Here is a 16,450-nt window from a genome sequence, read left to right on the forward strand (position 1 = left end):
CGCGCCACGTCCCCACTCGGGTATGACCGACGAGCGCGAGGACGAGCCAGCGGAGGAGTCGGAGCAGGAGGGACTCACCTACGCCGAGACGGGCGTCGACATCGACGCCAGCGAGGCGGCGACGAAGGCGCTCATCGGCGCCGCGGGCGAGTTCGAGGGCGACTACGCTGGCCTCGTCGACATCGGCGACCAGTACCTCGCGCTCGCGACGGACGGCGTCGGGACGAAACTGCTCGTCGCCGAGGCCATGGATGACTACTCCACCATCGGCATCGACTGCATGGCGATGAACGCAAACGACCTCGTCGCGACGGGGGTCGAACCGGTCGCGTTCGTCGACTACCTGGCGGTCGAGGCTCCGGACGAAGAGACGAGCGAGGAAATCGGTGCGGGCCTCCGCGAGGGCGCAAAGCGGGCGGGCGTCGCGCTCGTCGGCGGCGAGACGGCCGTGATGCCCGACGTCATCAAGGGACTGGACATCGCCGGCACCTGTGCGGGTCTGGCGCCGAAAGACAGCGTCTTCCCGGGCGAAGCAGTGGCGGGCGACGCTATCGTCGGATGGCCCTCGTCAGGCATCCACTCGAACGGGCTGACGCTCGCTCGCGAGGCGGTGACACGGAACCACGAGTACAGTGACCCGTTCCCGCCGAACTACGACGTCTCCATCGGCGAGGAGCTCCTGACGCCGACACGAATCTACAGCGACGTGCTGCCGGTCCTCCGGGACCACGAAACGCACGCCGCGGCCCACGTGACGGGCGGCGGCTGGACGAACCTCACGCGGATGGGGGCGTTCCACTACGACATCGACGCCCCGTTCGAGGCGCAGCCGGTCTACGAGTTCGTCCAGGACGAGGGCGACGTGAGCGACGAGGAGATGCACCGGACGTTCAACATGGGGACCGGATTCGTCGCTGCGCTCCCCGAGGAAGACGCAGAAGCGGTCGTCGAAGCGTCGCAGGACGCACGAATCGTCGGCTCCGTCGCCGACGGCGACGAGACGGTGTCGATTCGCGGGCTGGAACTTCGCGACTGAGGGCGCTCGACGTCCTCAGCTGACCGTCCGTGCGATGTCGGCCTCGGTGATGACACCGACTGTCCGGCCGTCCTCGACGACCATCACGGCCGCGTTGTGGTTGAGGTAGGCGTCGACCTCGTCGATGGTCGCGTCGGGTTCGACCGTCGCGATAGATTCGTGCATCACTTCGGCGACGGGCAGGTCACCGACGTTCTCTTCGGAGCGCTGGCGGATGTCCGAGTTCCCGATGAGCCCCTGGGGCGACCCATCACGGATGACCGGCACCTGGGAGTACCCCTTCTCGTCCATCAGGGCCTTCGTCTCGTGGACGGAGTCGTCCGGTGCGACCGAGACCACCGGGGAGTTCATCAGGTCGGCCGCTCTGACGATGCCGCCCTCTGCCTCCTCGAGCGCGTTGACGATGCGACGGAGCGTCGAGAGCCGGGGGTCGACGTCTCCGCCCTCGATGCGCGCGATGAGCGGTTGGGAGACGTCGGCCTGTTCGGCCAGTTCACTCTGGGTCAGTCCGAGCTCGTTCCGTCGCTCCCGAAGGTCCTCGGGCGTCGGCAGTTCCATAGGCCGTATTACCAGAGGTTATACAAAAAGCCATCGGCTATGCGGTAAGTCGGTTCAGGAACACCGAGGGACCGCGGGTCAGGCCTCTGCTTCGGCCTCGTCGTCCGCTTCGGTCTCGAAGACTTCGATGACCTTCAGCGGGACGTCCCGCAGCGCGCCGCCGATCTCGCTCTTCGCGATGCGCTGTGCGTGTTCGGTGGACTCCGCGTTGAACACGTCCATCTCGAGGACGAGCCCGACGAGCGCCGTGTCCGCGGCGATGAACGCCGAGTCGAACGGTTCGCCACAGGCGGGACATCCCGTCGCGCCGACCTCGACTTCGACGTAGTCCATCTCGGCTTCGTTGAGGCGCTTGCCGGCCTCGCTCACGGCGACCCCGATGGCGTCGTCGATGTCTTCAACGTCACGGACCAACCAGGCGGCTTCCATCGCTACGAGATAGTTCATACCCCGTCCAATGTGGCCCGACTATTCGTTAGTTTTGATTCGCTCGTGGTGCGCACGTCACCGCTACTATTGTCATAACTTATCAGAATCCCGGCTCTCCCTCACACCCCAGTTACGCCCGCAACCGCTCGGACTGCTCGGTCAGTTGGACTATCTGCAAGTAGAGTTTAACCGCAAGACTGCGGCGTTGCTATTCTACACGAACGTTAAAACATGCAAGAATTTCGGTAGCAAACGTTTTATACTACCGTTTTCCTCTCCACGAGCGAGGGACGATGGAATCCCAACTGTACAAGACGACGCTGCTCGCACTGTATCAACTCAGTCTGGTGCTGGGAATCGTGCTGTTCCCGGTCGCGGTCGTGACCCAGCGACTCGGCATCAGGCTCCCCGTCGAACGGCTCGTGACGCGGCTCAACGACGCCTACGAACAGGCGAGCGCGTGAGGGCAGGGCTCCCTGCTCGGTGAGAGTGCCGGCTGGAGGCGGTCAGGCTCACCACAAAAAGAGGTTTTATCACCGCTGGACTGGTACCGGTCGGTAATGCGAGACAGTATTCCCGGCTCCGATTTCTCCCGACCGCCGAGCGCGGACGAGTTCCAGAGCGACCCGTACTCACCGGAGGTCGGCTCGCTCCCCGAGCAGTCCGCACAGGACGCGGAGAAGGTCAACAAGACGGGGACGACGACTATCGGTATCACGACCGCCGAGGGTGTCGTCATCGCGACGGACATGCGCGCCTCGCTCGGTGGCCGCTTCGTCTCCAACAAGAACGTCCAGAAGGTCGAACAGATCCACCCGACCGGGGCGCTCACCCTCGTCGGTAGCGTCGGGGGCGCCCAGTCGTTCATCCGCACGCTCCGGGCCGAGGTCAACCTCTACGAGGCCCGCCGGGGCGAGGACATCACGATGAAAGGGCTCTCGACGCTGGCCGGTAACTTCGCCCGCGGCGGTCCCTTCTTCGCTATTAACCCGATTCTCGGCGGCGTCGACGAAGACGGCCACCACGTCTACTCAATCGACCCCGCCGGCGGCGTGATGAAAGACGACTACACGGTCACCGGCTCCGGGCTCACGGTCGCGTACGGGACCCTCGAAGACCGCTACGAGGACGACATGAGCAACGAGGAGGCCCGTGAGGTGGCCGCAGCGTCCATCAAGGCCGCGGCGGAGCGAGACACGGGGTCCGGGAACGGCATCTACCTGGCCGACGTCACGGCCGAGGGCGTCGACATCCAGGGCTACGACTTCGACGAACTCCTGTAACCGCGTTCCGTCGGCCCACTATTTCAGCTCGTCTTCTTCGAGCGGGTTCGCCCGTCCGGTCACGCGCTCGCCGAGCTTCTTCGCCGACTCCTGGAGTTTCGTCCCCAGCTCCAGGGACGCCTTCGTCATGATGACCGAGGTGGCCGCACGCTCCGCGACAGTCTCCGGAATCGTCCCGAAGAGGAACTTCTGGAACACGCCCTCGCGGGTCGCGCCGATGATAGTGAGGTCGTGGTTCGCGCTCTCGTCGACCAGCGCCTCGACCACGTCGTCGTTCTCGAGCAGGCGCGTCTCGATGGGGACGTCGTCGACCGTCTCACTGACCGTCGCGAGCAACGACTCGCCTTGCTCACGTTCCTCTCGCGTCGGGGTGGTTCCGAGGACGTAGACGGGGTAGAGCGTCGCGCGGGTCGAGCGGGCGATAGCAGCCGCAGTCTCGACGGCCAGCGCCGCGTGTGGTCCGCCCGCCGTGGGGAGGAGAATCGAGTCGACGCGTCCGTCCATCTCCAGGCCGAACTTCTCGACGTAGACGTCGCAGTCGGCCTCCTTGACGATACGGTCGACGTTCGACCCGAGGACGGCGTCGCGCCGCTGGGTCCGCCGCCCCTTCCACCCGACGATGACGGCGTCACTGTCGTACTGGGTGATGGTGTTGAGGATGGCGCTGGCCGCGTGGTGACTGATACGGATGGTCCCACTGACCGGGACGTCTGCATCCTCGGCGAGACTCATCGCGCGGTCCAGTATCTCCCGTTTCTCGTCGGTCTGCTCGCGGCCGCGAGAGAGCGGCGTCTGCTCGGGGACGGTGACGACGCTCATCACCAGAATCTCGCCGTCCTTGTCCTCCGCGATGCGCATCGCGGTGCGCATCAACTGGGTGGCGTTGCGCGGGTTCGCGATGGGGACGACTATCTGATACCCGTCGCTGGGTCCCGCGTATTCGGCGATTGCGGTCGGCGTCTCCTTCTCGAGTCGTTCGACCGGCGGCTTGCGCCCCTTCCAAGCGAACCAGACGGCCACGCCGATGGCTTCGACGAACAGCCCGATGAGGAGCGCGACGAGCCCGACGTTCAGCAGGAGACCGACGTTCGCGACGATAGCGAGCGCCGGGACGATGGGCACTAGGGGGACCTTGAACCCGCGCTCGATGTCGGGGAACTTCCGCCGGGACTGGATGAGCGCGACGTTGACCAGGCTCAGCCCGCTCAAAAGCAGGAAGTTCGCGAACTGGGCCAGTCCCTCGATACCCAGGTGGAAGCCGAAGAGTGGTTCCGTCCCAGCCGACTCGCCGAAGATGACTGCGAAGACGAATATGTAGACGAAGATGAGGCACCCTGTCAGCAACACCGCCTTGTACGGCGTGTTGAAGTCCGGATGGATGTCCTCGAACCCCTTCGGCAGGTGGTTCCGGCGCGCCATCGAGAGTTTGACCCGCGACCCGGCCATGATGGTCGCGTTCGCCGCGGAGAGCATGGAGAACAGCGCGCCGACGATGATGACATTGAACCCGACCGGCCCGAGGAAGTACTGGGCGGCGTAGCCCATCGACACCTCGCCGTTCTCCGCGACGAACTCCGTCGCGTCCAGGCCGCCCAGTTCGACGTTCTGGGCCAGGAAGGTGAGGAACTCGAGATTGTTGACCGCCAGGACGATGACGAGCACCACCAGTGCGTAGATGACCGTCACGATACCCATGCTCAGGTAGATGGCGCGCGGGATGGTGCGACCGGGGTCCTTTATCTCCTCGGCGTTGGTCGTGATGGCGGAGAACCCGAAGAAGGTGATGAAGACGAGCGCGCTCGTGAGGCCGATCTGGGCCACCTTGTCGATGTTCTCGGCGACCGACTGGACGACGACCGCCGAGTCGAACGTCTGGAGGCCGCCCCAGAGGAAGAAGACGAGCAGGACGACTTTGAGGAGGGTCACGATAATTTGGAACTGGTTGGACTCCTCGGTCCCCTTGAGGTTGATGAGGACCAGGAGGACCAGAATCCCGATACCGGGTATCCAGAACGGGAGTGCGTCGGGGACGTTCAGGACCGGGAAGATGAACCGGTAGAACCACTCCGAGAAACTCGCGAGTTAGAACGCCGCGCTGGCGGGATAGCCCAAAATCATCGTCCAGCCCATGATGTAGGTCACGTCGCTGTCGAAGGTGTTGGCGACGAACATGTAGCCGCCGCCGCTCTCCTGGTGGATAGAGGAGAACTCGGCGTAGGCGGCGGCGGTGAACCCCGCGATGACTGCCGCGAGGAGGAACGAGCCGATAGCGACGGCACCGACGTTCGTGACCGCGAGGCCGGACAGGACGAAGATACCGGCGGCGATCATCGTCCCGACCCCGATGGCCAGCGACCCGATCAGGCCGATCTCGGGGTTCAGCTCCTCGGTCAGTGAGTCGGACTGCGACCCCGGTCCGCCGACGGCGTCAGACATGGTCTACCCCAACACGGCCGGAGAAAATGAACTCTCGGTTAGCATATCAATCTATGTATCTCTTGCGGCGACCTCTCAGCATACGTGCCGCCCGGACCAGCGGAGCCGTGATTTTCGGGCTCCTGTTCGTCTTCTGTGGACAATCGTCGAATACCAGCGCGCCCGACTACTCGACGACGACGGCGCCCTTCATTCCGACTGTCTCGTGCGGCGTGCAAGCGTATTTGACTGTCCCTGCCTCCTCGAAAGTGTGAGAGAACGTGTGGCCGTCTTCGGAGACGAGCTCGCTCTCGAACGCCCCAGCATCGGCAGCGACGTTGTGCGACCCGCCCTTGCCGTTCCACTCCCAGACGACGGTGGTTCCCGTGTCGACGCGGACGGCCGCAGGACCGAAGCCGAAGTTACCGCCGTTGGCCGAGGAACCGACCGTCACGGTTACCTCGCCCGACCCGGTTTCGTCGACCACGCCGTCGAAGTTCGAGACGTCCTCGAACCAGCCACCGAAGCTGGGATTCGAGCCGTCCGACGAGCTGCCGGACGACTCGCCGGAGGTGTCGTCACTCCCGCTCTCGCTTGACGAGCCGTCGGAGGAACTGCCGCTTTCAGTTTCACCCGATGAGCCGCCATCTCCGGAGCTACTCCCGCCGTAACAGCCCGCGAGCGATGCCCCGAGCAGCGTTGTCACGGTCGCCGCGACTACACGCCGTCTGGTCGCGTTCCTGTTGCTGTCGTACATGCCTTCACAAGGGCATACCGCTGGCGACTCCCCAGGAGTTACGCCGAACACGTTCGGGTGTCGAGCGTTCACAGGCAGAATCGCTCCGCGAGAACGCTTCGTGCTCACCTTGAACCTCAGTCTCTGTTGTGGGTGCACTATTGGGTATCGTAGCTGGTGGATTCGTTGTCGGTGCCATCTACGAACGGACAGAAAGTCTATTCATCGTGAGTATCATTCACAGCCTCCTTAATTCGATTGGGATTGGGCTCGCGCTGTTGGCAAGCTTGTGCGGCGTGTCACTCAGTAGAGATTGACAGTTGGTGTTGGCAATCAGTGCTGCACTCGCTCTTTTAATGCAGCAATGGCTCTGCTACCTATTCTGGTCCTGTCAGTAACAGTACGACCGATACAGAGGGCGATATGTAGTTTGAACATAAGGTTATGTCTACACATACCTTAGGGGGCAAAATGAGCGAGAATAGAGGCCCAACAGTCACTATCGAGTTCGATCAGAACGAGTATGACCGACTCAGGGAGGTGTCTGATTCGCCAGCCGAGTTGCTCTACGACTCAGCGATACAGCGACTCGAACTGTTGGAGTCGATTGCGTTCACTCAAGACGGAGGGTTCCAGGGCCCGGAGGGGTTCAGCAAGATCCTGGATCCAGAGTATCCGACGTGGCCGCTTGGATGCCTCCTCGGACTCGAACTCCGCTCGATGGGTGATGGCAAGTCGCAATGGGTGCTCGAAGCGGGCCCGGAACACGCGAACCCGATGGGGACCATCCACGGTGGGGTACTCTGTGACCTTGGGGATGCAGCACTCAGCACAGCGTACATGAGCACCGTCAACCCAGACGAATCGTTCATGACGGTCGACCTGACAGTGAATTACCTAAGACCCGTCTGGAGTGGACGACTGGAGGCGGTCGGGCGGGTCGTCCACAAGGGCCGAAGGATCGGGCTCGCAGAGTGTGATATTACGACTGAAGAGGGTGATCTCGTCGCACGCCTCTCTGGAACGTGTATGACCCTCGAAAAAGAATCCGCGAACCGAACAGCCCCTGTCTGACCAGATCGTGCCCCCAGCATAGTAGTCAGGGACTACAGATTACGGTGGCAAACATCATCGAGGATTCTTAACACTATTTAGGTCGAAGGACCTGCGTGCGAGATAGGGACGTTATAGTCATCTGACATCAATCTCCTGTTGAATACTCTTAACGACGAGCACGCTCAACTATGTCATAATGCCTACCATCCAGTGTAACGGCGCGGAACTCTACTACGAAGACCACGGCGAGGGAGATCCCATCGTCTTCCTCCACGGAGCAACGGCTGGCCTCCGGTACTTCGAACCACAATTGGCCAGTCTGTCGAACGAATACCGAACCCTTGCCGTCGATTTCAGAGGCCACGGACGCTCGGAGAAGACCGAACTCGGTCACACGCTCTCACAGTACGCCCGTGATGTGCATGAGTTTCTCCGCCAGCTCGATCTCGATGACGTCGTCATCGCAGGGTGGTCGATGGGGGCAATCGTTTCGTGGGAATACATCGATCAGTTCGGGACCGACCGGGTTCGGGCTATGGTCGATGTCGATATGGAGCCCTCACCAATGAAACGCGACGACTACGAATACGGGAGTTACGGGCGTGATGACCTTGAACAAACGATCAACCAGATTCAAACTGATCCGCTTGGTCTCCTTGAAGAGCAAGCAACGGGAATGCTCAAAGAGAAGCCATCGCGTGAGCTTCGCAATCTCATCCTTGACGAAGGATCTCAAACCCCACCGGCGATTCAGGGAACTCTCATGTTCGGATTACTGTACCTGCGCGATTACCGAGACATACTTTCTACGATCGACGTCCCGACATTAGTGTGTGCTGGAGCAGATGAGAAATGGCGAAGTGTGGAATCCGTCGAATACGCAGCGGAAATCCTCCCAGAGTCCAGCTTCGAACTGTTTGAGGACAGCGGACACTGCATCACGGTTGAGGAGCCCGAACGGTTCAATCGAATACTCAGCGATTTTATCAACTCTCTCTGAGGACTACACGACAAATACCGACAGTTCGCCTGCCTGAATGCCGGAACTGACTCTACGGAGGATATGCGCGCTGTATGCGGACGCTCACAGAAACCTCACCGAACACTGTTAGAAGTCACGTGCAACCTACTGAGGGTGCATTCATCAGCAGGTGATATTTAGCAGATACCAATTCCAAACATCTTTCAGACCGGGGGATTTCGACAGACTGACCCTCCCCGGCTTCGCGCCGGGATTCGGACATCTGCCTTCCTTGAATCAATCAATGACTGGGTCAACCCGTGGAAATCAGGGATACTTAATTATTAATAGGGTGGGTTTATCCCCTTGTGAGTCCTACCTTGTCACGACTCTCCGAGTCCCCCCTCACTTGGCCAGCGTCGTCTTGAAGTCCAGTAAGAGATTCTCTGAGGCTCATAGAAAAAACATGCACACCGTAACAGCAACGCGAACTATCAATACGCCCGTCGCAACCGTCTGGGACGCCATCGACGACTTCGGGAACGTCTACCGGTTCCACCCGGACGTCAAACATTCAGAAAGCATCAACGTCGCTGGGACCGGCGAAGGGGTCCAGCGACAGTGCGACTTCTACAACGGCGGCGTCATCCGCGAAGAGGTCGTCGAGAGGATCCCCGAAGAGCGACAGGTCAGTAACGTGTACGACCTCGGTTCGTTCCCGCTAAAGGAGATGGTCGGTAGCTTCGACCTCAAACCGATCGACGAGAACAGCACCGACGTCACGTTTACCATGTCGTTCGTGCCGAAGTACGGCCCAGTGGGCTGGCTGATGGCCAAGGTGATGATGAAGGGCCAGTTCCGTGACGTAGCGGAGGGCATCCTTTCGGGACTCGATACCCACCTGCAGACCGGGGAGACCGTCGGCCAGGACGGCGACCCGGAGACTGCGGACGCCCCCACCGCAACGGTGGCTTGAGAAACGCGGTTGGATCGAAACCAACCGAGGACCGCCCTCCAACCACTACCTCCTACCGGTATTCCCCAGTTGGGGAATTCGCGCTCCGTATGCAGCACGGTCCGACCGAACCACTCGGAACCTGTCAGTAACGTCGTGAGCGATCCAGAGAATATACTCAGTACGATACGCTGGTTTCGTTCAGTTCCATGAACGTTTCATCGTGCTCGGATTGGTCAAGGATTTCGAAGTACGCCTCGCCGATTGCCAGCATGGGCCGGGCAGGAAACGCAACGTCTCCCATAGTTGGGTTTGTCTTGCTCGTAATCGGCTCACCCAAATCGTCACCATCGAGCATTGCGACAGCAGATTCGATGGGATACATCTGACGAGGCATCAGAATCGCACGCTGGCCGTTCGGAGCGGTGCCAATCAGCGTCACATCACCGATATCGAACACGGTATCGGCCACCCGAGCGAACACTGATGCAACTCCCGGAATGCGCCAGATCGTGGCCGGCAAGCGAGCGCCGATAGCATTCAGAATCGTCGCAGTCAGGGGCGCGTCCATTCGGATGGTCAAGCGGAGTTCGGGGTCATCCATTCGCACCTGGAGCTCCATCGGTCCGGTCCAATCGAGCGTGATGGTCGCTGTCTGCACGTAGTCCGCCGCAGTTCCGTAGTACCGAGGACAGGCAGTATTGTGGCTTGGCCCGTCCACGTAGATTGACCAGCGCCCGTCAGGCGTCCGATGCCAGACCGTCGTGTACGGGGCAAAGTCGTTCTCGGGAAACACGCGAAGCGCGAGCACGTGGCCAGAATCAAACGGCAGTGCATAGATGCCAAAGCCCCGCACGTGTTCGTATCCCTGCATCGGAGAGGGCTGGACGGAGGGACGGATCTGCTGGACCTTCGCTGCGATTCCACGCTCGAATCCTCCGCTCGGCTGTTGGTGTCCTGTAACACCCTCTGCTGGAGACATGGAAGAGATACGGTCTTGAAGTAGATAACGACGACTGACAGGTACTGGTAGTTATTAGATGCACATCTTTCACCGAGAGATACGCGCCTGTCTGCAGTACCCCTTTGCCAACAACTCAGTGTCTATCAGTACTGGCGTGACCGACTCAGAGCGTGGTTGTCGGTGGAGTTATTCGTAGGACTCCACGAACCAACGGTATGAACTTATCACGCCGTTCCCGTTTCGTCATCTACGAGTCTTTCCTTATTATTCTCGGATTCGCAATCGCCGCCCAGATCTCGCCCCCAGACGTCTATAGTCAAGTGCTCGGGACGGTCGTGATCCTCACGATTACACTCCCACTCTCGTATTGGTTGGTGTACAAACGTCAGTAACAGAGACACACCTCTTTTATTATCGAACGACCGCAAGGTTCATTGATCGGACCATGACCCATTATCTGGGTGTGTCTCGGCGGGATGTCGGGGCAGGCCTCGCTGCCGGCGGGTCGTCCCTCCTTGGTGCCGTCCTGATTAACCTCTGGAACTTCTTCCAGACGTTCAGGGCCCAAGGATTCGATTCCGCCAGTATAGCGGAGTACTCACGAGGGATGAGTGGGATCATCTTCCTCGGGGGTATCTTCGCACCGATTATCGCTGTGTTCGTCGGGATTGTCGTCTGGCGCGTGATGATGCCGGATGAGCCAAACCCACTCTACGGCGCCGCAGCAGGCGTCGTTTCAGCGTTCGGTACGCTGTTCGTATTCGCGGCTTCGATAGGTTTCGTGTTCTCTCTGAGTCGGGTTTCCGCTGGCGCGCTCGCTGGTGGTATCTCCGAGTTCCTGTTCTTGACTGTTTTAATCGCTGTATTCGGTGGTGCCATTACCGCCCCCATCATCGCCCCACTCGGTGCGCTTGTAGGATACGTCTATGAGCGGTACATCACAGACGACCAGCGGTAATCACTGGGTTGCGGTTTCTCGGGTGTTTCTAACAGGGGTGAGAGGTGTAAACCGACGCTGGTCTGTGAGTCACCTGTACTGACCGATACGTACCCTCTATGCAGCACGGTCATCCAAACCTGACAGATGTCAGTACTCCCGGCCGACCTCATCCCGGGCTCGTCATTATCTGCTGGTTCCAAAAACCGGTAGGAAGAGCGGTACTTCGGAAGGATCGACCTCAACGGTAGACCGTACCTGAAGCAATAGATATTATTTTCAAATAGTTCTAATAGCCAACTCGAAATGTACGCCCGGAACGCTACCGGGCGCGAATCTACTGATAGACTCGACGGAAGTGAAATCGGGTGGTGGCGGCGAACTATCCGTCGGAAAGGCTACGGATCGGCTTTGGAGAGTATCTGTTCGTAGAGGTCGTCAGAAATCCAGAATCCAGCTTCACGAAGGACCTCCAGTTCGTGCTCCAGGTTCACTACGCCGGTCTTCGCTCCGCGAAGCAGGATTCCGATCACGCCCGTGACGTTCAGGTCGTGTCTGCGGGCGACGCGCCGTCCGTCGCGATCGTCGAGTAGAACGAGGTCGGCATTCTGCTCGACGGCATAGCAGATCGCTGCTGTCTCACCGAGGTCAAGCTCGTGGAAGAGCTCCACGAACAAGTCCGAGCGTTCCACCTCCACGAGATATAGGAGTCCGTCGTCGCGCAACTCACGGAGCCCCTCCAGTCCATCTTCCCCATCGGTAAGTTCGTTCCAGACCTGTTGTGGAACCGTGACCTCGGAGAATTGCGATTCGAGGAGCTCAAGCCGCTGATGAGCGCGAGATTAAGGAGTGGCGACGTATCAGAAACGATCAGCTCGCTATCCGGCATAGTCGAGATCTTCTTCGAGTTCCCGCTCGTCGTAGTGCCGGGCGATTTCACGTTCGCCGAGGAGTTCCTGAAACTCCCGTTTCGACATCTCCGCCAACGTACGGGCTTTCCCGAACGAGAGGATATCGCGGGCGTACAGCGAGACCGCCAACTCCCGCTTCATCGCGGGTGAGCGCTCCCCCTCCGGGAGCTGTAACGCCTCGTAAACGTCGTCGTCGATCTCTATCGTCGCCATACCTGAGATACGTGTACACGATTCTTGAGTGTTTGGCTGGGGGTTCGCAAGCGGACAGCGTGCAAAGCAAGCGCTCGATGCGGTCGAAATGTACGCCCGGAACACTAACGTCCGGCATCATCCTGGGCGGTGTGCCAGGTCAGCCGACAAACCCTCGTGCCGGGCGGGTGGACGGGTCCACCAAGTGTCGCGCGGGATGTCCCGCGAGACGGTCGCCGTCAGGCGACGGATCGCTGTGTCACGCGCCCGGGTTCTCCGGTCTGTCATCGTCCCGATGTCGGGCCTCGGCCGGGGATTGAAGGCACGTATCGATAGATAGAACCCTCCCGAACCTAAGCGTGACGTTCCGAGCAACTCACTTCAGCGAGGACAAAGGACCGAAGACTGGAGCGACAGCGAACAGGCCTCAGATCGTGTAGTCGGACTCGCGCAACTGGACGTATCGACCGTTCCGGTAGCCGAACTTGTTCCACTTGTAGGTCAGGACCATCTTCAGTCCGTAGTAGCCGCCTTTGAGCGCTGCGTCGGCTTTGATGCCGCGTGCGTCCATGAGATCGTTGGCGGTTGTGAAGGCGCGGTCCCAGTCCGACGGGCCCCAATCGCGGACGATGTCGGCGAAGGTGACGTTCCGGAGCACCTCGTCGCCGATGGCAGCGTGCCACTCCTCGTTGTACCGCTCGAGACGCCCCTGTGCGGCGAGTTGCCCGGCGATCTTCCCGGTCCTGACGGCGACGTGGTCACCACCCTCGTGGAACGCGGAGGTCCCACCCATCGCGCCACCGGTGACGGCGATGCCCGCTCGACAGGGGGATTCGATAGGCCGCGTCGAGGAGATGGGGTAGGTCTCGGTGCCCTTCGACTTGCCCCGGTCTTCCACGAGCGGGAAGTCGGTCAGGTCGTACTCGGGGAACTGCCGTTCGAGGAGGCGTTCGACGTACTCGCTCCCGCGTGGGATACCCTCGTCCTCCGGCCGGAGCAGGTCCCACTCGGCCACGTCGTAGTTGTCGATATCGAGGCCTATGGGCATCGTCAGGCCGATGCGGGCGACTGGCGGGTCGTTCGGGAATATCCAGGGGTACGCCGTGTGGCCGGGCATGATGCCCCACCAGAACTCGATGAACTCGGGGTCGAACAGCTCCTCCGGCATCCGCCGGTGTTCCTGGTAGGCGATGTGGTTAGCCGACGTCGAGGGCAGAATCTCGGACATCGAGCGGTCCTCGGGGAGGAACTGGTCGAGCGTGCCGCTCGTAACGGTCCGTTGGGGTCCGTCGGCCAGCACGACGGCGTCGGCCCGGATGTCCTCGCCCTTCGCGAGCGTGACGGTGTGTCGGGGGGAGCTCGTGAGGTCCGTCTCGACGCCGGTGACACTGACCCCGGTGCGGTACTCCGCGCCTGCCTCGAGGGCCCGCTCCCGGAGCCAGTCGTCGAACCTCGCGCGGTGGAACGTGAACCCGAACCCGTCGTACGTCGCGTCGATGCCCGTTTCGGTCAGCGCGAGCTCGCTGTCGGGACCGTAAAACTTCGCGCCTTCGAGTTCGCTCAACACGACGTCGTCCGGGAACTCGCCCGGGTCGAACTCCATGATGTCGAGCCAGTAATCGAGCAATCCGGCAGCGTCCGTCGAATCTGGCCCCAGGCGTTCGCGGTCGGCCCTGGGGACCCCCTTCTCCAGGACCACTGCGTCGGCGTCGTGGTCGGCCGCGGCTCTGGCCGCCGAAGACCCGGCCGGACCGCCCCCGACGATAGCGACGTCTACGTCTTCCATACGCACAGTCGTGCCGCCCCGGTGGCTAAAACTTATTGTCTCGGACCGGTCCCCTGACCCGATTGGTGCGACGGTCCACCCCCGACATCGTTTTGCCAGTCCGGTGTGCACCCCCTGGTATGCGCTGGCTCGAACCACGGAGGGGACGATGACAGACATCCTGGTGTTGCGGCACAACATCCACGGTATCCCGATTTCGCGCTACGTCGACGCGCTCAGGGACCGGTTGCCGGACTACGATATCGACGTCGCGCGAACACCTGCAGCGGGCCGTGAGATGGTCGGCGATGCGACGGTGCTGACCGGTGTCGAACTCCCGGACGAACTGTTAGCGCGGGCCGACTCGCTCGAACTGTACGCGAGCATCTACGCGGGATACGACCACCTCCCGCTGTCTGAACTGGCCGAACACGACATCGCGCTGACGACGGCGTCGGGCGTTCACGGCCCGAACATCGCCGAGCACGTCATCGGGAACTGGCTTGCGTTCGCCCGTGGCTTCCTCACTGCCCGGGAGCAGCAGGCGGACCACGTCTGGCAGTCGTTCCCCTCGACGGACTTCGCGGGGAGCACCGTCTGCATCGTCGGCCTCGGTGCCATCGGCCAGGCTATCGTCGACCGCCTCGGCGGGTTCGACGTCGACACCGTCGGTGTGCGCTACTCGCCGGAGAAAGGGGGGTCGACCGACGACGTGTACGGGTTCGACGAGATTCACGAGGCGGTCGTCGACGCTGAGTACATCGGTATCGCGTGCCCGCTGACCGACGCGACACGCCATCTATTCGACGAGGCCGTCTTCGATACGCTCCGCCCGTCTGCCGTCATCTCGAACGTCGCTCGCGGCCCCGTCGTGGAGACGCCGGCACTGGTCGACGCGCTCCAGCACAACAACATCGCCGGGGCGGCCCTCGACGTCACCGACCCCGAACCGCTGCCGAACGACCATCCCCTCTGGGACTTCGACAACGTCCTCATCACGCCGCACAACGCGGGCCACACCGAATCGTACTTCGAGCGGCTCGCCGACATCGTCGCCGAGAACATCCGCCGTCACGAGGAGACTGGGGGCTGGGAAGGGCTTCGGAACCAGGTCGACCTCTGAGAAGCGAGTCCGAGGCTCGAACGGAGACCGAACGTGCTGGAAGAACCAGCCACCGAACGCGCGGTTACAGGTACCCGCGCTGCTGGAGGAGTTCGCCGTTCAGGACGCTCGCACCGGCCGCACCGCGCATCGTGTTGTGCGCGAGGCAGTTGAACTGGACACCCTTCGTCGTCTCTTTGAACCCACCAACGGCGACACCCATCCCGTTCTCGATGTTCCGGTCGAGTCGAGGCTGGGGTCGGTCGGGTTCCTCGAAGACGGTGATGAGCTGTTCCGGTGAGGACGGGAGGTCGACCCCGGTGACCTCGGCCATCGCGTCAACGGCGTCCGCCGGGGTGACATCTTCGGCCGTGTCGGCCCACACGTTCTCCAGGTGGCCGTCGAGCGTCGCGATGCGGTTACACGAGGCCGCGACGTCCATATCGTGGAGGTCGACCTCCGCGCCGTCGAACGAGCCCAGCAGCTTTCGGGACTCGGTCTCCATCTTCTCCTCCTCGCCGCCGATATGCGGGATGGCGTTGTCGATGATCTCCATCGACGTAACGCCCGAGTAGCCCGCGCCGGAGACGGCCTGCAGGGTCGAGACGTTGACGTCGGTCAGTCCGAACGCCTTATCCAGCGCGGCCAGCGGCGGGACCATCGTGATGGTCGAGCAGTTGGGGTTCTTCAGCAGTGCGCCGTCCCACCCGCGCTCGTCGCGCTGGACCTCGATGAGGTCGACGTGGTCGGCGTTGATCTCCGGGATGGTGAGCGGGACGTCCGGGTCCATCCGACCGTTCGAGGAGTTCGAGGAGACGACGTAGCCGGCCTCGCAGAACTCGGGTTCGACCTCGGCGCCGACGCTCGAGGGGAGCGACGAGAAGATGAGGTCGACGTCGTCGGGGACGTCATCGGGCGTCGTCGCGCCGACTTCGATCTGCGCGACGTCCGCTGGAATCGGGGAGTTGACGCGCCACTTGGCGGCCTCCTTGTAGGTCTTTCCGGCACTCGCTTCGCTGGCGGTCAGTGCGGCGATCTCGAACTCGGGATGTGGGTCGAGCAGCTGGATGAGTCGTTGTCCCACTGCACCGGTCGCGCCGAGAACGCCTACGCGTACAGACATTGTGCTACCGGTCTGCGTCGGGCACAC

At 61.7% G+C, this 16,450-nt stretch carries 18 protein-coding genes and 2 pseudogenes; 10 read left to right on the forward strand and 10 right to left on the reverse strand.

Annotated features, from left to right (window positions below):
• Positions 1–22 precede the first annotated feature (22 nt).
• Entirely contained in the window at positions 23–1,036 is a 1,014-nt protein-coding gene (purM, locus tag P1L41_RS11735; RefSeq protein WP_276295917.1) for a phosphoribosylformylglycinamidine cyclo-ligase, read from the forward strand.
• Between the two features lie 15 nt (positions 1,037–1,051).
• Here the strand turns inward: purM and P1L41_RS11740 are convergent, their stop codons facing one another.
• Positions 1,052–1,594 (reverse strand): CBS domain-containing protein, encoded by a 543-nt coding sequence (locus tag P1L41_RS11740; RefSeq protein WP_276295918.1) that lies wholly within the window; start codon positions 1,592–1,594, stop codon positions 1,052–1,054.
• 78 nt (positions 1,595–1,672) lie between these two features.
• Positions 1,673–2,041, reverse strand: a complete 369-nt coding sequence (locus P1L41_RS11745; protein ID WP_276295919.1) for a DUF555 domain-containing protein — start codon at positions 2,039–2,041, stop codon at positions 1,673–1,675.
• Between the two features lie 275 nt (positions 2,042–2,316).
• Here P1L41_RS11745 and P1L41_RS11750 point away from each other — a divergent pair, with 275 nt between their 5' ends.
• Together P1L41_RS11750 and psmB are read left to right on the forward strand one after the other, a co-directional pair.
• A complete protein-coding gene (locus tag P1L41_RS11750) occupies positions 2,317–2,487 on the forward strand; it encodes a hypothetical protein (protein ID WP_276295920.1) in 171 nt (56 codons plus the stop codon).
• A 96-nt stretch (positions 2,488–2,583) separates the two neighbouring features.
• Positions 2,584–3,306, forward strand: coding sequence for an archaeal proteasome endopeptidase complex subunit beta (gene psmB, locus P1L41_RS11755; RefSeq protein ID WP_276295921.1), 723 nt, complete (start codon positions 2,584–2,586; stop codon positions 3,304–3,306).
• A gap of 18 nt (positions 3,307–3,324) precedes the next feature.
• On the opposite strand, the gene P1L41_RS18635 is transcribed toward psmB, so the two are convergent.
• The 3 genes and pseudogenes from P1L41_RS18635 to P1L41_RS11770 form a co-directional block, all read right to left on the reverse strand.
• On the reverse strand, positions 3,325–4,176 hold the full coding sequence (locus P1L41_RS18635; protein ID WP_379789164.1) for a universal stress protein: 852 nt from the start codon (positions 4,174–4,176) through the stop codon (positions 3,325–3,327).
• A gap of 186 nt (positions 4,177–4,362) precedes the next feature.
• Positions 4,363–5,742, reverse strand: a pseudogene (locus P1L41_RS11765) (APC family permease); the annotation flags it as partial.
• A 166-nt stretch (positions 5,743–5,908) separates the two neighbouring features.
• Positions 5,909–6,478 carry a halocyanin domain-containing protein gene (locus tag P1L41_RS11770; RefSeq protein ID WP_379788863.1) on the reverse strand — a complete coding sequence of 190 codons (570 nt, stop codon included), beginning with the start codon at positions 6,476–6,478 and terminating at the stop codon, positions 5,909–5,911.
• 128 nt (positions 6,479–6,606) lie between these two features.
• Between P1L41_RS11770 and P1L41_RS18640 the strand changes: the two genes are divergently transcribed.
• From P1L41_RS18640 to P1L41_RS11785, 4 genes are all read left to right on the forward strand, one after another.
• The gene (locus P1L41_RS18640) at positions 6,607–6,774 is read left to right on the forward strand and encodes a CPBP family glutamic-type intramembrane protease (protein WP_379788865.1); all 168 of its coding nucleotides are present in this window, start codon (positions 6,607–6,609) and stop codon (positions 6,772–6,774) included.
• A gap of 154 nt (positions 6,775–6,928) precedes the next feature.
• On the forward strand, positions 6,929–7,531 hold the full coding sequence (locus P1L41_RS11775; protein ID WP_276295923.1) for a PaaI family thioesterase: 603 nt from the start codon (positions 6,929–6,931) through the stop codon (positions 7,529–7,531).
• A 178-nt stretch (positions 7,532–7,709) separates the two neighbouring features.
• Complete coding sequence (locus P1L41_RS11780) at positions 7,710–8,513, forward strand: alpha/beta fold hydrolase (protein WP_276295924.1); 804 nt, start codon at positions 7,710–7,712, stop codon at positions 8,511–8,513.
• A 370-nt stretch (positions 8,514–8,883) separates the two neighbouring features.
• Positions 8,884–9,450, forward strand: a complete 567-nt coding sequence (locus P1L41_RS11785; protein ID WP_276295925.1) for an SRPBCC family protein — start codon at positions 8,884–8,886, stop codon at positions 9,448–9,450.
• A 157-nt stretch (positions 9,451–9,607) separates the two neighbouring features.
• On the opposite strand, the gene P1L41_RS11790 is transcribed toward P1L41_RS11785, so the two are convergent.
• Complete coding sequence (locus P1L41_RS11790) at positions 9,608–10,411, reverse strand: hypothetical protein (protein WP_276295926.1); 804 nt, start codon at positions 10,409–10,411, stop codon at positions 9,608–9,610.
• 197 nt (positions 10,412–10,608) lie between these two features.
• Between P1L41_RS11790 and P1L41_RS18645 the strand changes: the two genes are divergently transcribed.
• Both P1L41_RS18645 and P1L41_RS11795 read left to right on the forward strand, forming a co-directional pair.
• Entirely contained in the window at positions 10,609–10,785 is a 177-nt protein-coding gene (locus P1L41_RS18645; RefSeq protein ID WP_419181086.1) for a DUF7534 family protein, read from the forward strand.
• A 71-nt stretch (positions 10,786–10,856) separates the two neighbouring features.
• On the forward strand, positions 10,857–11,351 hold the full coding sequence (locus P1L41_RS11795; RefSeq protein WP_276295927.1) for a hypothetical protein: 495 nt from the start codon (positions 10,857–10,859) through the stop codon (positions 11,349–11,351).
• A 377-nt stretch (positions 11,352–11,728) separates the two neighbouring features.
• Here the strand turns inward: P1L41_RS11795 and P1L41_RS11800 are convergent.
• The 3 genes and pseudogenes from P1L41_RS11800 to P1L41_RS11810 form a co-directional block, all read right to left on the reverse strand.
• A pseudogene (locus P1L41_RS11800) lies at positions 11,729–12,100 on the reverse strand (PIN domain-containing protein); the annotation flags it as partial.
• A gap of 108 nt (positions 12,101–12,208) precedes the next feature.
• Positions 12,209–12,454: a UPF0175 family protein gene (locus P1L41_RS11805; protein ID WP_276295929.1), complete on the reverse strand. Its 246-nt coding sequence runs from the start codon at positions 12,452–12,454 to the stop codon at positions 12,209–12,211.
• 406 nt (positions 12,455–12,860) lie between these two features.
• Complete coding sequence (locus P1L41_RS11810) at positions 12,861–14,219, reverse strand: NAD(P)/FAD-dependent oxidoreductase (protein WP_276295930.1); 1,359 nt, start codon at positions 14,217–14,219, stop codon at positions 12,861–12,863.
• Positions 14,220–14,367: 148 nt separating this feature from the next.
• Here P1L41_RS11810 and P1L41_RS11815 point away from each other — a divergent pair, with 148 nt between their 5' ends.
• Entirely contained in the window at positions 14,368–15,321 is a 954-nt protein-coding gene (locus tag P1L41_RS11815) for a D-2-hydroxyacid dehydrogenase (protein ID WP_276295931.1), read from the forward strand.
• Positions 15,322–15,385: 64 nt separating this feature from the next.
• On the opposite strand, the gene asd is transcribed toward P1L41_RS11815, so the two are convergent.
• Positions 15,386–16,423, reverse strand: coding sequence for an aspartate-semialdehyde dehydrogenase (gene asd, locus P1L41_RS11820; RefSeq protein WP_276295932.1), 1,038 nt, complete (start codon positions 16,421–16,423; stop codon positions 15,386–15,388).
• Positions 16,424–16,450: the final 27 nt, after the last annotated feature.

The sequence above is a fragment of the Haloarcula ordinaria genome, assembly GCF_029338275.1.
In the GTDB taxonomy this organism is placed as follows: domain Archaea; phylum Halobacteriota; class Halobacteria; order Halobacteriales; family Haloarculaceae; genus Haloarcula; species Haloarcula ordinaria.

What these genes read in the sequence shown, in the direction of transcription:
- P1L41_RS11790 (WP_276295926.1), bottom strand. Translation starts at nt 10,411, where the DNA reads ATGTCTCCAGCAGAGGGTGTTACAGGACACCAACAGCCGAGCGGAGGA.
- P1L41_RS11775 (WP_276295923.1), top strand. Translation starts at nt 6,929, where the DNA reads ATGAGCGAGAATAGAGGCCCAACAGTCACTATCGAGTTCGATCAGAAC.
- P1L41_RS18645 (WP_419181086.1), top strand. Translation starts at nt 10,609, where the DNA reads ATGAACTTATCACGCCGTTCCCGTTTCGTCATCTACGAGTCTTTCCTT.
- P1L41_RS11810 (WP_276295930.1), bottom strand. Translation starts at nt 14,219, where the DNA reads ATGGAAGACGTAGACGTCGCTATCGTCGGGGGCGGTCCGGCCGGGTCT.
- P1L41_RS11770 (WP_379788863.1), bottom strand. Translation starts at nt 6,478, where the DNA reads ATGTACGACAGCAACAGGAACGCGACCAGACGGCGTGTAGTCGCGGCG.
- P1L41_RS11750 (WP_276295920.1), top strand. Translation starts at nt 2,317, where the DNA reads ATGGAATCCCAACTGTACAAGACGACGCTGCTCGCACTGTATCAACTC.
- P1L41_RS11745 (WP_276295919.1), bottom strand. Translation starts at nt 2,041, where the DNA reads ATGAACTATCTCGTAGCGATGGAAGCCGCCTGGTTGGTCCGTGACGTT.
- P1L41_RS11815 (WP_276295931.1), top strand. Translation starts at nt 14,368, where the DNA reads ATGACAGACATCCTGGTGTTGCGGCACAACATCCACGGTATCCCGATT.
- purM (WP_276295917.1), top strand. Translation starts at nt 23, where the DNA reads ATGACCGACGAGCGCGAGGACGAGCCAGCGGAGGAGTCGGAGCAGGAG.
- P1L41_RS18635 (WP_379789164.1), bottom strand. Translation starts at nt 4,176, where the DNA reads ATGCGCACCGCGATGCGCATCGCGGAGGACAAGGACGGCGAGATTCTG.
- P1L41_RS11740 (WP_276295918.1), bottom strand. Translation starts at nt 1,594, where the DNA reads ATGGAACTGCCGACGCCCGAGGACCTTCGGGAGCGACGGAACGAGCTC.
- asd (WP_276295932.1), bottom strand. Translation starts at nt 16,423, where the DNA reads ATGTCTGTACGCGTAGGCGTTCTCGGCGCGACCGGTGCAGTGGGACAA.
- P1L41_RS11805 (WP_276295929.1), bottom strand. Translation starts at nt 12,454, where the DNA reads ATGGCGACGATAGAGATCGACGACGACGTTTACGAGGCGTTACAGCTC.
- psmB (WP_276295921.1), top strand. Translation starts at nt 2,584, where the DNA reads ATGCGAGACAGTATTCCCGGCTCCGATTTCTCCCGACCGCCGAGCGCG.
- P1L41_RS11780 (WP_276295924.1), top strand. Translation starts at nt 7,710, where the DNA reads ATGCCTACCATCCAGTGTAACGGCGCGGAACTCTACTACGAAGACCAC.